At 67.1% G+C, this 13,893-nt stretch carries 10 protein-coding genes; 8 read left to right on the top strand and 2 right to left on the bottom strand.

The annotated features are described in order from the left end of the window. Window position 1: 1 nt before the first annotated feature. Entirely contained in the window at window positions 2–646 is a 645-nt protein-coding gene (locus tag ACW173_RS10090; protein ID WP_492085049.1) for a TetR/AcrR family transcriptional regulator, read from the bottom strand. 168 nt (window positions 647–814) lie between these two features. Between ACW173_RS10090 and ACW173_RS10095 the strand changes: the two genes are divergently transcribed. The 5 genes from ACW173_RS10095 to ACW173_RS10115 all read left to right on the top strand — a co-directional run bounded on the left by ACW173_RS10095 (window position 815) and on the right by ACW173_RS10115 (window position 9,247). Further along, window positions 815–991 carry a hypothetical protein gene (locus ACW173_RS10095; RefSeq protein WP_492085050.1) on the top strand — a complete coding sequence of 59 codons (177 nt, stop codon included), beginning with the start codon at window positions 815–817 and terminating at the stop codon, window positions 989–991. 53 nt (window positions 992–1,044) lie between these two features. Continuing rightward, window positions 1,045–2,217, top strand: coding sequence for an efflux RND transporter periplasmic adaptor subunit (locus tag ACW173_RS10100; protein WP_492085052.1), 1,173 nt, complete (start codon window positions 1,045–1,047; stop codon window positions 2,215–2,217). A gap of 150 nt (window positions 2,218–2,367) precedes the next feature. Then, entirely contained in the window at window positions 2,368–5,553 is a 3,186-nt protein-coding gene (locus ACW173_RS10105; protein ID WP_492085054.1) for an efflux RND transporter permease subunit, read from the top strand. After that, window positions 5,553–6,962: an efflux transporter outer membrane subunit gene (locus ACW173_RS10110; protein WP_492085056.1), complete on the top strand. Its 1,410-nt coding sequence runs from the start codon at window positions 5,553–5,555 to the stop codon at window positions 6,960–6,962. Before ACW173_RS10105 ends, ACW173_RS10110 begins: the two co-directional genes overlap by 1 nt. Window positions 6,963–7,075: 113 nt before the next feature. Beyond that, window positions 7,076–9,247 (top strand): hypothetical protein, encoded by a 2,172-nt coding sequence (locus ACW173_RS10115; protein ID WP_492085058.1) that lies wholly within the window; start codon window positions 7,076–7,078, stop codon window positions 9,245–9,247. On the opposite strand, the gene ACW173_RS10120 is transcribed toward ACW173_RS10115, so the two are convergent. Next, a complete protein-coding gene (locus ACW173_RS10120) occupies window positions 9,248–10,075 on the bottom strand; it encodes a LytTR family DNA-binding domain-containing protein (protein WP_492085059.1) in 828 nt (275 codons plus the stop codon). Window positions 10,076–10,134: 59 nt separating this feature from the next. Between ACW173_RS10120 and ACW173_RS10125 the strand changes: the two genes are divergently transcribed. The 3 genes from ACW173_RS10125 (at window position 10,135) to ACW173_RS10135 (ending at window position 13,864) form a co-directional block, all read left to right on the top strand. Continuing rightward, complete coding sequence (locus ACW173_RS10125; RefSeq protein ID WP_492085060.1) at window positions 10,135–10,638, top strand: DUF2306 domain-containing protein; 504 nt, start codon at window positions 10,135–10,137, stop codon at window positions 10,636–10,638. Window positions 10,639–10,714: 76 nt separating this feature from the next. Then, window positions 10,715–11,422, top strand: a complete 708-nt coding sequence (locus ACW173_RS10130) for a TetR/AcrR family transcriptional regulator (protein WP_492085062.1) — start codon at window positions 10,715–10,717, stop codon at window positions 11,420–11,422. Between the two features lie 201 nt (window positions 11,423–11,623). Further along, window positions 11,624–13,864 (top strand): TonB-dependent receptor, encoded by a 2,241-nt coding sequence (locus tag ACW173_RS10135; protein WP_492085064.1) that lies wholly within the window; start codon window positions 11,624–11,626, stop codon window positions 13,862–13,864. Window positions 13,865–13,893: the final 29 nt, after the last annotated feature.

A 13,893-nucleotide genomic window follows, 5' to 3' on the forward strand; every position in this document is an offset into this window, starting at 1 on the left:
GCTAGCAGCCGTCCAGATGGAACTTGATCAACGCCTTGGCCGAGCGCGCCACCGCCTTCACCGGACCGCCGGCGCCGAGCGTCACGCGGGCCCCCGAGGCGCCTTCCATCAGCAACATCAGGGAGTCGGCCAAGTCGTCGTCCTTGGCGCCGGCGGCGCGGGTCAGGGCGTTGATCCGGCGGTACAGCTCTTTCTTGTAGTTGACCGAGACCACCTGGGCCGGGTGGTTCTCCTCGTGCAGCTCGATGGCGGCGTTCGACAGCGGGCAGCCCAGGACGTCGGCGTTGCAGGCCTTGGTCTCGAAGGCGTCGAAGATCGCCTCCAGCTGGGCGCGGGGTTCGGCGCAGCAGCAGGCCGTCACGCTTTCCCACCAGGCCCAGTACTCGCGCTCCTGCTCGCGCAGGACCTCGGCGACCAGCTCGTCCTTGGACGGGAAGTTCCGATAGAGCGTCATCTTGGTGGCGTCGGCCTCGGACGCGATCGTCTCGACGCCGACGGCGCGGATGCCGTGCTGATAGAACAGCTCGCGGGCGGTCTCGAAGATCCGGTCCCGCGCGGGACGCTTGGACACGGGCGCGCCAGGGGAGATCCCCTCGGCCGTTTCCGTGTCGCCCCCGACAGCGTCCCCAGAATTTCTTGTCGCCATTTTGGCAGACCTCTCCTTGACGTGCGAGTTACCGGTCAGTATCTCTCGGCTTGTCGATGATACCGAACGGTCTCGTCACATCACTAAATCGTCCTTCCGGTCGCCCGGGTCAAGTAACAGCCCTTGCGACATTTCCTCCCTTAAACCCCAAAAAAGGAGCGTGCGCCAATGCCACCGCAAACAAACGTTTACGACGCCGCCGCCCAGGCCAAGCGGGCCCCCGTTTTTGGCCAGGGTTTGATGGGGCTCTTCAAGTCCAAGTCCGAGCCCGCCCAGGGCTGGTCCACCGTCCGGACCCTTGGCCACGACACCCGACGCTCCGCTCGGCGGCCCGTCTGGGAATGACAGAAAACACCGTTTCCACCTCCCCGCTTCACTGTCCGACAGGGCTTTCCCCCATGCTTATTCAACCCGTCATCACGTCCTTCGCCGGCCTCGCCGCCGTGGCCGTGCTGGCCGCCTGCTCGGCTCAAGCCAAGCAGGAGGCCGCTCCGCCGCCGGTCCAAGTCACCGTCGCCGACGTCGCCTTCAAGTCCCTGCGCCAATGGGACGACTTCACCGGCCGCCTCGAGCCGGTCGACACCGTCGAGATCCGTCCGCGCGTCTCGGGCTATATCGACGGCGCCCAGTTCGCCGAGGGCGCGCGGGTCTCCAAGGGCCAGGTGCTCTTCCAGATCGACCCGCGCCCGTACCAGGCCGAGGCCAATCGCGCCCAGGCCGAGGTGGCCCGCGCCAAGGCCCAGCTGGATCTGGCCGTCGTCAACCGCGAACGCGGCCGTCGCCTGATCGAGCAGAACGCCCTGGCCCAGAGCGAATTCGATCGCCTCTCGGCCGAGGAAAAGGCGGCGCAAGCCAATCTGTCGGCCGCGCAAGCCGCCTTCCAAACCGCCCGCCTGAACCTGGAATGGACCCGGGTGACCTCGCCGATCGACGGCCGGATCTCCAAGACCATCATCACCCGCGGCAACCTGGTCACCCAGGCGTCCTTGCTCACGACCGTGGTGTCCGACACCCCGATCTACGCCGAGTTCAACGCCGACGAGCAGACCTTCCTGAAATACGCCTCGGCCGAACGCGGCAAGGGCAGCCCAGTCTATATGGGCCTGATCACCGAGGACGGTTATCCGCACGTCGGCAAGCTTTCGTTCATCGACAACGCCCTGGACGCCAAGAGCGGCACCATCAACGGCCGGGCGATCTTCGCGAACGCCGATGGTCGCTTCACCCCGGGTCTGTTCGCGCGGATCCGCCTGGTCAGCGCCGAGAGCCAGACCGTCGCCCTCGCCCCCGATCGCGCCATCGCGACCGACCTGGGCAAGCGCTTCGTCGTGGTCGTGAACGGCGCCAACAAGGCCGAATACCGCCCGGTCGAGGTCGGTCCTCTGGCCGGCAACCTGCGCATCATCCGCTCGGGCTTGAAGCCTGGCGATCGCGTGGTCGTCGGCGGCCTGCAGAAGGTCAAGCCGGGCGACACCGTCGCTCCGGTCAAGGTCAAGACCGACCTCGCCGACCTGTCGCAGCTGGAAGTCGGCGGCGGCCAGCTCGCGGTCCGCGCCGCCGGCCAGAACTAAGTTCGTACCTGAAGCGTAACGCCCGGCTCGCATGACGAGTCGGGCGTCTTTTTCCAGGGTTTTCGCGGTTCCTGTCACTCGCTGGATGGCGGGGAGGGGCCGTTCGCGCCCGACGCGTACCCCATCGGCTCCTCCCCCGGATCGACCGTCATGAACTTCTCGAAATTCTTCGTGAGCCGACCGCGCTTCGCGGCCGTGCTCTCCATCATCATCTTCATCGCCGGCTTGGTGGCCCTGCCCCAGCTGCCGATCAGCGAATATCCCGAAGTGGTGCCGCCGACCGTGGTCGTGCGCGCGGCCTATCCGGGCGCCAACCCTTCCGTCATCGGCCAGACCGTCGCCGCTCCGCTGGAGCAGGCGATCAACGGCGTCGAGGGCATGATCTACCAGTCATCGCAATCGGCCTCCGACGGCGCGATGATCCTGACCGTCACCTTCGCCCTCGGGACCGATCTCGATAAGGCCCAGGTGCAGGTGCAGAACCGCGTCGCCCAGGCTCTGCCGAAGCTGCCCCAGGAGGTGCAGCGCATCGGCGTGACCACCGACAAGGCCTCGCCCGACCTGACCCTGGTCGTGCACATGATCTCGCCCAACAACCGCTACGACATGCTCTATCTGAGCAACTACGCGCAGCTGAACGTTCGCGACCGCCTGAAGCGTGTCGACGGCGTGGGCGACGTGCAGATCTTCGGCGCGGGCAGCTACTCGATGCGCGTGTGGCTGGATCCGGAAAAGCTGGCCTCGCTGAACATGACGGCCGGCGACGTGGTCAAGGCGCTGCGCGAGCAGAACGTCCAGGTGGCCGCCGGCCAGCTCGGCGCGCCGCCCACCAACACGGGCGCCGACTTCCAGCTGTCGATCAACGCGCCTGGCCGTCTGACCGACGAGGAACAGTTCCGCGACGTGATCATCCGCTCGGGTGAGAATGGCGAGATCACCCGCCTGGGCGAGGTGGCCCGCGTTGAGCTGGGCGCCAACAACTACGCCCTGCGCAGCTTGCTAGACAACAAGTCGGCCGTCGCCATGCCGATCTTCCAGCGTCCCGGTTCGAACGCCCTGCAGATGGCCGCCGACATCAAGAAGACGATGAAGGAGCTGAAGAAGGATTTCCCCGAAGGCGTCGACTACGAGATCATCTACGACACGACCGCCTTCGTGCAGGAGAGCATCGACTCGGTGGTCCACACCCTGATCGAGGCCATCATCCTGGTCGTGCTGGTGGTGGTGCTGTTCCTGCAGGGCTGGCGCGCCTCGGTCATTCCGCTGATCGCCGTGCCCGTCTCGCTGGTCGGCACCTTCGCCGTCCTGCTGATGCTGGGCTTCGGCCTCAACGCCCTGACGCTGTTCGGCCTCGTCCTGGCCATCGGCATCGTCGTCGATGACGCCATCGTCGTGGTCGAGAACGTCGAGCGGAACATCTCCAACGGCCTCGAACCGGCCGCGGCCACCCGCAAGGCCATGAGCGAGGTCACCGGACCGATCATCTCCACGGCCCTGGTGCTGTGCGCGGTGTTCATCCCGACCGCCTTCATCACCGGCCTGTCGGGCCAGTTCTACCGTCAGTTCGCCCTGACCATCGCCATCTCGACGGTGATCTCGGCCTTCAACTCGCTGACCCTGTCGCCGGCCCTGGCCGCCGTGCTCCTCAAGAGCCACGACGCCCCCAAGGACCGCTTCCAGAAGCTGATCGACGCCGCGCTGGGCTGGGTGTTCAACCCGTTCAACCGCTTCTTCGCCAAGGCTTCGAACGGCTACGTCAACGGCGTGGCCAAGAGCCTGGGCAAGTCGACCGCCGGCCTGATCGTCTATGGCGTGCTGCTGCTGCTGACCTTCGGCGCCTTCGCCAAGACCCCGGGCGGCTTCGTGCCGCAACAGGACAAGGCCTATGTCGTCGCCGTCGTGCAACTGCCCGACGCCGCCTCGCTGGACCGCACCGAAGCCGTCATCCGTCAGATGGGCGACATCGCCATGAAGGTGCCGGGCATCAAACACTCGGTGGCCTTCCCCGGCTTGTCGGCCAACGGCTTCATCAACAGCCCCAACTCCGGCGCGGTGTTCTTCCCGCTGGCCGACTTCAAGGAGCGCACCGGCAAGACGATGTCGGCCAACGCCATCGTCGGCGAGCTGAACGCCAAGTTCGGCGCCATCCCCGACGCCCAGATCGCGGTCTTCCCGCCGCCTTCGGTGCAGGGCCTGGGCACGATCGGCGGCTTCCGCATGCAGATCGTCGACAAGGCGGGCCTGGGTCCTGACGAGCTGAACAAGCAGACCCAGAACCTGATCGACAAGGCGCGCAAGGATCCGGCCCTGGTCGGGGTGTTCTCGACCTACCAGGTCAGCGTTCCGAAGATCGAGGCCAATATCGACCGCGAAAAGGCCCGGGCCTCGGGCGTGTCGCTGACCGATCTTTTCGAGACCATGCAGGTCTATCTGGGCTCGCTGTACGTCAACGACTTCAACCGCTTTGGCCGCACCTACGAGGTCAATGTCCAGGCCGATCAGAGCTTCCGCCTGCAGCCCGAGCAGATGCTGCGCCTGCAGACCCGCAATGGCTCTGGCCAGATGATCCCGCTGGGCAGCTTCGTCAGCTTCAAGGAGGCCACCGGTCCCGATCGCGAGAGCCACTACAACGGCGTGCTCACGGCCGAGATCAATGGCGGCCCCGCGCCTGGCTACTCCTCGGGTCAGGCCCAGAAGGCGCTGGAAGACCTGGCCAAGAAGGAACTGCCCAACGGCATGGGCTACGAGTGGACCGAGCTGACCTACCAGCAGATCCTGGCCGGCAATTCGGCGGTCTACATCTTCCCGCTGTGCGTGCTGCTGGCCTTCCTCGTGCTGGTCGCCCAGTACGAAAGCTGGAGCCTGCCGCTGGTCGTCATCCTGATCGTGCCGATGACCCTGCTGTCCGCCCTGGCCGGCGTCCTGCTGACCCATGGCGACAACAACATCTTCACCCAGATCGGGCTGATCGTGCTGGTGGGGCTGGCCTGTAAGAACGCCATCCTGATCGTCGAATTCGCCAAGGAGCGCGAGGAACATGGCGACACGCCGCTGCAAGCGGTGCTGGAAGCCTGTCGCCTGCGCCTGCGGCCGATCCTGATGACCTCGATCGCCTTCATCATGGGCGTGTGGCCGCTGGTCGTCTCGCACGGCGCCGGTTCGGAGATGCGCAAGGCGATGGGCGTGGCGGTGTTCTCCGGCATGCTTGGCGTCACGGTCTTCGGCCTGATCCTGACCCCGATCTTCTACTACGTCATCCGTCGCAACACGGCCCGCCGGGCCGCGGCCAAGGCGGCGCTGGCCAATTCGACGGCTCCGGCCGTGGAGGCTCACTGATGTCCGTCCTCGCTAACACCCTGCGCGCCGCGCTGATCGCCGGCGTCTCCCTGACGGCCGCCGCCTGCGCGGTGGGCCCGAACTACAAGGCGCCGGCGACCCCGCCGGCGGCCTTCCAGAACGCCGACCCGGCCGTCTTCACCGCCGCCAATCCCGAAGCCGAATGGTGGAAGGCCTTTGGCGATCCGGTGCTGGACCAACTGGTCGGCCAGGCCTTGGCCGCCAACCTCGACCTGAAGATCGCCGTCGCCCGCGTCGGCGAGGCCCGGGCCCTGTTCTCCGAACAGAAGCTGGACCTGCTGCCGCACGTCACGGCCGACGGGACCTACGCCAAGAGCAAGCAACAGCAGCCGGGCTTCAGCTCCGAGCGGGTCGAGAACCAGAGCTACCAGGCCGGCTTCGACGCCGGCTGGGAGATCGACCTGTTCGGCCGCGTGCGGCGCGGCGTGGAAGCGGCTGGCGCCGAAGCCGGCGCGGCCCAGGCCGAACTGCGCGACGCTCAGGTCACGGTCGCGGCCGAGGTTGCTCGAAATTATCTCGAACTGCGCGGCGCCCAGGCTCGCCTGAAGGTCGCCAACCGCAACCTCGAGACCCAGCGCGAGACCGTCCGCCTGACCAAGGTGCGGTTCGACGCCGGGGCGGGCAGCCCGATCGACGTGGCCTCGGCCCAGGCGCGTCTCAACGCCACCGAGGCGGCGATCCCGGGCCTGATCACGGCCGAGAAACGCGCCAACTATCGTCTGGCCGTGCTGACCGGCCAACGCCCCGGCGCGCTGGACGCCTTGCTGGTCCCGCGGGCGGAGGACACCCGGCCGCTGGTCACAGCCCTGCCGATCGGCCAGGCCGGCGACCTGCTGCGCCGCCGTCCGGACGTGCAGGCGGCCGAGCGTCGCCTGGCGGCCTCGACCGCTCGGGTGGGGGTGGCGACGGCCGATCTTTTCCCGCGCGTGTCGGTGACCGGCTTCGTCGGCTTCCTGTCGGGGACCTCGACGGGCTTCGGCAACGCCGCCAGCCAAGCCTGGTCGGTGGCCCCCAGCGTCAGCTGGCCGGCTCTTGATCTGGGCAGCGCCCATGCTCGCCTGCGGGCGGCCAAGGCCCGCGACGAGGGGGCTCTGGCCAATTACGATCAGACCGTGCTGCGCGCGCTGGAGGACCTGGAGAACGCTCTCGTGTCCTACAGCCAGCAGCAGGCCCAGCTAAAGAGCCTGACCGACCAGGCGGGCGCCTCGCGCCGCGCGGCCGAGCTGGCCCGGATCCAGTACAAGGAAGGCGGTATCGACTTCCTCGTCCTGCTGGACGCCGAGCGCACCCTGCTCGCGGCGGAAGACGCCCTCAGCGTCGCCGAGACCGGCGTCAACACCGACGTCGTGGCCATCTACAAGGCCCTTGGCGGCGGCTGGAAAGCCTGATCCGTCTCGAACCCGGCCGCTTCGGCGGCCGGGTGTCGAAAAAACTTTACGGCCGAGCTTGCGCTATACAGCAAATTCTATACCTATGGCGCGAACATGCCGGAGGTTGAGTTATGGCCACGCTTCAAGTTCTCCAGACCGCCTATGCGGACGTCTCGCGCGTCAAGTTCTCCAACATCTCGACGCCGGATCTCGCCACGCTGCAGACCCTGGCCGACCAAGTCGACGCCGCGACGATCAGCCTGACCGACGCGCGGGCCGAGATCGGCAAGATGGTCGCGACCTCGACCTCGGTGGCGACGCTGTCCTACGCCTTCTTCGCCGGCTACACGCCCAAGCAGGGCGGGCTGGACTACCTGGTCTCGCCGACCGGCGGCAACGCCAACAACCTCAACTCGGCCTACTACCAGAGCTTCAATTCCGACAACCGCTACATCAACTTCGCGGTCAACCTCGGCAAGAACGGTGAGGGCGCGGCGCGGTTCGGGGCGGCCTATGGCGGTCTCAGCCTGACCGACGCCACGACCAAGGCCTATGCCGAGATCTTCGGCTTCACGCCGAGCGCGGCCAAGGTCGACGAACTGCTGAACAGCCAGGTGCCCAACGGTCTTGGCGGGACCTACACCCGCGCCGAGTACTTCGCCGCGTACGGCGGTGACGGCGCCGGCGGCATCGGCGCCAAGGCCGCCATGGTCGGCTGGTTGCTCTCGGCGGCGGCGAAGGAAGACATCGGCTCGTACGCCAAGGCCAACGACGCCTTCCTGGCCGATCTGGCCAATGACGGCCAGGCGGTGTTCTTCACCGACCTGCTGGGGACCTACGGCCAGCAGCCGACCTATGTGACCGGCGCGACCATCGCGGTGACCACCAGCCAGAGCGTCACGCCCGACGCGGCGACCGCCGGCCTGCGGTCGACGGCCAATAACGACACGGTCACCGGGACCGACAGCAACGCCTCGCAGACCATCGCCACCGGCGGCGGCCACGACACCATCACGTTCTCGGGGGCGGTCGGCGGCTATGTCGACGGCGGCGACGGCAATGACACGATCTCGGTCGGTCAGCTGAACGCGGCGGTCGAGGTCCTGGGCGGCGCGCCAAACGGCAAGATCAGCGGCGGCGCGGGCAACGACATCATCACGGTCGGCAAGATGATCAACGGCGCGATCGTCGACGGCGGCGCGGGCGACGACACCCTGGTGATGGGCGCCGACACCGACTTCTTCGACAAGACCAAGATCACCAATGTCGAGCACCTGGTGCTCCAGAACTTCAAGCTGTCGTTCACTGTCCCGACCACGGGCACGACGATAGTGCCGCTGGCGGTGACCGGTTATACCGGCCTGCAGGACATCACCCTGCGGTCATCGTCTAACGCGGTGAAGATCGCCGACATCGCCGAGGGCGTGGCGCTCAAGATGGATGGGGTCACCGGCGGGACGCTGACGGCGGCCTATCACGACGAGCTCGTGATCACCGGCATGTCTTCCACCCACGTCGGGGTGAAGGGCGTCCACGCCTATCTGAACAGCGTTACAAGCAACAACGCCACGCCCACCAACCTGCTGGTTTCGAACAATGACGGCGCGCTGACGCTGCACGTCCAGAGCGACAGCGTGCTGGGCACGATCAACTCGCAGACAGCACTCGGCGCCCAAGGCGCAGTCGTCGTCACCGGCGCGGGCCGTCTGACCGCCGGCTTCGTCAGCAATCTGGCCGACGCCAACTTCAGGACCTATAATCTGGACGCCTCCGGCTCTGCGGGCATCGACGTCACCGGGATCGGTTCGGTCGGCGCCGACAGCCGCGCGACCACCGTGGTGCTGTCGGGCGCCAATGACAGCGTCGCCGTCGACCTGCGCGGTCAGGCCACGTCGACCATCACCCTCGGCGGCGGGTCCGACGTCTTCAAGCTGTACCAGGATGGTTCGGCCGCGCCGCGTTTCGCGAACCTGGGCATCGAAAACAGCAAGGTCACGACTTTTTCGACGGTCACCGACTTCGCCAAGGGCGTGGACCACGTGAACCTGGGCGTCGAGATCCCGGCCGTGATCACGGGCCTCAGCGCCGGTTCGGCGAACACGCTGGAACAGGCGCTGGTCAATATCTCGGGCCAGGTGGCGGCCAACGCCACGGGGGTCTTCGAGTTCAACGGCGACACCTACATCTACCACCAGGACGCCACCGTGGCCGTGAACAACGGCGATGGCCTGATCAAGCTGACCGGCGTCACCGGCCTGACCGTCGGGACCGGCGCGGGGAGCTTCGACATCCACTACGGGTGATCAGTACCAGCCGGTCTCGCGCAAGGCCTTGGCATAGGCGCGGCTGACGGGGACCTCGACGCCGTTCTTCAGCGTCAGGGTCGCCCGGCCGTCGCCGCGCCGGGCGTCCTCGACAGCCGCCTTGGCCACCCACCACGAGCGGTGGGTCTGGGCGCCTTCGATGCCCTCGAGTTCCGCCACGGCGTCGGACAGTCGCATCAGGATCAGGTCCTGGCCGCGCGAGGTGTGCAGGCGCAGATAGTGGTCCTGCGCCTCCACGGCCCATAGCTCGCCGCCGCGCAGCTTGGGCGGCAGGCGGTCCAGGAAGCGGGACGGCGGCCCCCCGGCGGGGGCGGCGTGGGTCTCGGGCGGCGTGCGCTGGACCAGGAAGTTCAAGCCCGTCATCGCCATGGTGACGATGAACACCGGCAGCAGGTAGTTCAGGAAACCGCCCGGCTTCAACTGGCCATAGAAGGTCAGGTCGCTGACCAGCCAGACCACCAGGGTGAAGGGCAGGGTGACGCCCACGACGGTCAGGGCGCCGTACAGCCAGGGCCTCTCGTCGGCCCGGCCCTCGCGGCCGATCAGCTGGCTGACCGCCGTGCCGACGATCGCGCCCGCCAAGCACAGCCCGGTCCAGTAGGCGACCCGGGTCCCGAACGGCACGGCGTCGGTGCCGAACGCGCCTAGCAGCGCCAGGAAAACCCCGGCCACCGCCGACACCGCGAAGCCCCTCAGGCTCTCCCGGGCGGTCATGACCGTTCGCGAAGCGTGAACGGCGTCGGCCAGCCGTTCGCGAAACGAAGTCGGCGACTGGCGCAACGACGATTGAGGCACGGACCCGCCCACTCCACTCAGGTTCCCGACGGCGAGGCGCTCTGGCCCGCCACGAACCGGAGTGAAGGCAGATGGCCGCGTACGGCAAGTCAAATTCGCGGGCGGGCGGCGTCCGCAACGCCCTTCTGGGCGTGGGCGCCGTGGTGATCATCGCCGCCGTGGTCTCGCTGAAGCCGCACGCGCCGGACGTCTCGCGCATCGCCGCGGCGCCGACGATCGTCCAGGTCCACCTGACCGCGGCTCTGACGGCCTTGGCCATCGGGATCGTGCTGATGACGAGGGTCAAGGGCACGGGCCTGCACAAGGCCCTGGGCTGGACCTGGGTGATCGCGATGGGAATCACGGCGGTCAGCTCATTGTTCATTCGCGGCATGAACCACGGCCACTTCAGCTTCATCCACTTGCTGTCCGGCTGGACGATCGTGGCCCTGCCTGGCGCGGTCTACGCCATCCGACGCGGCAAGGTCGCCGCCCATCGCCGCGCCATGACCGGCATGTTCGTCGGCGGGCTGCTTCTGGCGGGCCTCTTCACCTTCATCCCTGGCCGCCTGATGTGGACCGTGTTCATGGGCTGAGCGAACAGCGGTCTTGCCAGCGCCGCCGCGTTGCGCCTATCCGAGGACGGAGCGCAATCAGGGCGGACCCCACTTCATGACCGCAGCCAAGCCCTCACCCAAGTCCGGGGCCCGCGCGGGCGGGCGGGGCCGTCCGTCCAAGGCCAAGGGCCTGGACCTGAAGGAAACCATCCTCGACGCGGCCGAGGGCCTGTTCGCGCGCCACGGCTTCCACGGGGTCACGACCCGCCAGGTGGCGGCCGAGGCCGGCGTCGACACCGCCCTGATCCACTACTATTTCGGCGCCAAGCGCGAGCTGTTCGACGCGGTGTTCCTGCGCCGGGCCGAGATCCTGAACCAGGCCCGCGAGGCTTCGATGAACGCCTATGTGAAGGCGCACGACGCCGCCAGCATGACGGTCGAGGGCGTGATCGAGGCCTTCATCGACCCGTTGCTGCGCATCTCCCAGGACGGGGGCGCGGGCTGGAAGAGCTACTTCGCCCTGGTCGCCCAGGTGAACAACACGCCCGCCTGGGGCGGCGAGACCATGACCCGGTTCTTCGATCCCGTGGTCCATCAACTGGTCGAGACCCTGAAGAGCCTGCGTCCCCACGCCGAGTACCGCGACCTCTACTGGTGCTATCAGTTCCTGACGGGATCGATGATGTTGTCGCTGTCCGAGACTGGACGGATCGACTCGCTGTCCGAAGGCGAGTGCCATTCCAGCGACCTGGAAGCGGTCCGCCAGCGGCTGTTCTCGTACTGCGCGGCGGGCTTCGAGGCGGTGATCGCCAAGGCGCGATAATAAGATCCCCTCCGCCGGCGGGGGAGCTTCATCCGTCCCCGATCCTTTTTCACCACCTGATGAAAAAGTTCTGGCGTCCAGCGCCGGTTCGGGTGATTGTGTCCGCAATTCGCTGTTCGATGAATTGGCGAAAGTCCCAGCACGCGTCCGCGACAGACGGATCCGGCCCGGGACGGGTGGAACGCAAGGGAGGGGAAACCCATGACTTCGATGTGGAAAGCCGCGCTGCTGGCTGGCGCGGCGTGGAGCACGATCGCTGGTGTCGCGTCGGCGCAGGAAGCGCCGGCGGGTGACAATACCGCGAGCGTCGAGGAGGTGGTCGTCACCGCCCGTCGTCGCGAGGAAAGCCTGAAGGACGTCCCGGTCGCCGTCTCGGCCTTCTCGGCCGAGAAGCTGGAGCGCTCGGGCGGCACGGACATCACCGTCCTGTCCCAGACCACCCCGAACATCACGGTTCAGACCGCCCGCGGCTCGAACTCGACCCTGATCAGCTATATCCGCGGCGTGGGTCAGCAGGATCCGTTGTGGGGCTTCGAGCCCGGCGTCGGCCTGTATGTCGACGACGTCTACATCTATCGCCCGCAAGGCGCGGTGCTGGACATCTTCGACATCGAGCGCATCGAAGTGCTGCGCGGCCCGCAAGGCACGCTGTATGGCCGCAACACCATCGGCGGCGCCATCAAGTACGTGACCCGGCGCCTGGGCGACGAGGCCGGCGGCAAGATCCGCGGGACGTACGGCAGCTACAACCAGACCGACCTGATGGTCACGGGCCAGACGCCGGTCGGCGGCGGGCTGTCGGTGGGTGGCGCCTACGCCCTCTACAAGCGCGACGGCTACGGCAAGAACCTGACCACCGGCGCCGAGCACTACGACAAGGATGTCGAGGCCTATCGCCTGAGCGCCGAGTGGAAGCCGACCGAAGACCTGTTCTTCCGCCTGGCCTACGACAAGGTCGAGGACGACTCCAACCCGCGCCACGGTCACCGCGAGACCCTGCCGACCGTTGGCGCCTATCCGATCCTCGACACCTATGACACCCAGGCCGGCCTGGGCGACAAGAACCATGTCGAGACCGAGGGCCTGTCGCTGACGGCCGAGTATAACGTCACCGACGCGGTCACGCTGAAGTCGATCACCGCCAATCGCAAGGGCCACACCGATACGCTGATCGACTTCGACGGCACGCCGCTGCCGACGCTGGACATTCCGGCCACCTATGACGATCGCTCGTTCTCGCAGGAGCTGCAGGCCGTCTATTCGGACGAGAACGTCCAGGGCGTCTTTGGCCTGTACTACATGAATAGCCAGGCCTCGGGCGAGTTCGACACCATCGCCGGCAACCTCAACCTGTCGATCGCCGACGGCGGCAAGGTCAGCACCCAGAGCTTCGCGGCGTTCTTCGACTTCAGCGCCAACCTGACCGATCGCCTCAAGGTCTCGCTGGGCGCCCGCGCCACCCGCGACCACAAGCGCGCCAATGTCTTCCGCCTGTTCTATCTGGGCGCGACGCCGTCGCCGTTCCAGGGCGGAACCCCGCGTCCGATCCTGCAGACGCGCACCAACTACAACGCCGAGAAGACCTTCTCGCAGTTCACCCCGCGGATTTCGGTCTCGTATGACCTGAACGACGACCTGACGACCTATGCCTCGTTCTCGAAGGGCTACAAGTCGGGCGGCTGGGACATGCGCGGTGACGCGGCCATCACCCCGCAGACGGTCAACGGCTACAAGCCCGAGGTCGTGAAGACCTACGAGGCCGGCCTGAAGGGCTATCTGTTCGAACGCCGGGTCTCGTTCTCGTCGGCGGCCTTCCTGTCGAAATATACCGACCAGCAGGTCACCACGCAGGTTGTCGTGCCCTCGGGCATCGCCAGCTCGGTCGACAACGCCGGCGCCTCGACCCTGTACGGCTTCGAGTTCGAGGCCAACGGCAAGCTGACCCGCAACCTCTCGGCCAATGTCGCCCTGGGCTACATCCACGCCAAGTACGACACCTTCAGCCGCTTCGTGCCGGCCGGCGCGCCCGACCCGCTGAATCCGTCGACGGTGCTGACGACGGGCCAGGTGATCAACGTCGCCGACCTGTACGGCTTCCAGAACACGCCGGAATGGACGGGCAATGTCAGCCTGACCTGGCGCGGCGAGCTGGCGGGCGGCGACCTGGCCATCACACCGATGGTCAGCTATCGCGACGCCTACCAGCAGTTCGAACAGCCCCTGCCGGCCCTGGACCAGAAGGCCTTCACCCTGGTGGACCTGACGGCGATCTGGACCGCCCCGGGCGGCCGCTACAAGCTGGCCCTGACCGGCAAGAACCTGACGAACGAGAAGTACCGCACCGGCGGCTACAACTTCGCCGGGGCCACCTACAACAACTCGGTGATCGGCTTCTACGGCCCGCCGCGCACCGTGGCCGCCTCGCTCGAGGTGGCGTTCTAAATAATCTGGACGAAGGTCTAGGGCGGGGC

Source organism: Caulobacter sp. ALps2 (genome assembly GCF_058681635.1).

Coding starts and splice junctions, on each gene's coding strand:
- ACW173_RS10095 (WP_492085050.1), top strand. CDS start 815: ATGCCACCGCAAACAAACGTTTACGACGCCGCCGCCCAGGCCAAGCGG.
- ACW173_RS10130 (WP_492085062.1), top strand. CDS start 10,715: ATGACCGCAGCCAAGCCCTCACCCAAGTCCGGGGCCCGCGCGGGCGGG.
- ACW173_RS10115 (WP_492085058.1), top strand. CDS start 7,076: ATGGCCACGCTTCAAGTTCTCCAGACCGCCTATGCGGACGTCTCGCGC.
- ACW173_RS10110 (WP_492085056.1), top strand. CDS start 5,553: ATGTCCGTCCTCGCTAACACCCTGCGCGCCGCGCTGATCGCCGGCGTC.
- ACW173_RS10090 (WP_492085049.1), bottom strand. CDS start 646: ATGGCGACAAGAAATTCTGGGGACGCTGTCGGGGGCGACACGGAAACG.
- ACW173_RS10105 (WP_492085054.1), top strand. CDS start 2,368: ATGAACTTCTCGAAATTCTTCGTGAGCCGACCGCGCTTCGCGGCCGTG.
- ACW173_RS10125 (WP_492085060.1), top strand. CDS start 10,135: ATGGCCGCGTACGGCAAGTCAAATTCGCGGGCGGGCGGCGTCCGCAAC.
- ACW173_RS10100 (WP_492085052.1), top strand. CDS start 1,045: ATGCTTATTCAACCCGTCATCACGTCCTTCGCCGGCCTCGCCGCCGTG.
- ACW173_RS10135 (WP_492085064.1), top strand. CDS start 11,624: ATGACTTCGATGTGGAAAGCCGCGCTGCTGGCTGGCGCGGCGTGGAGC.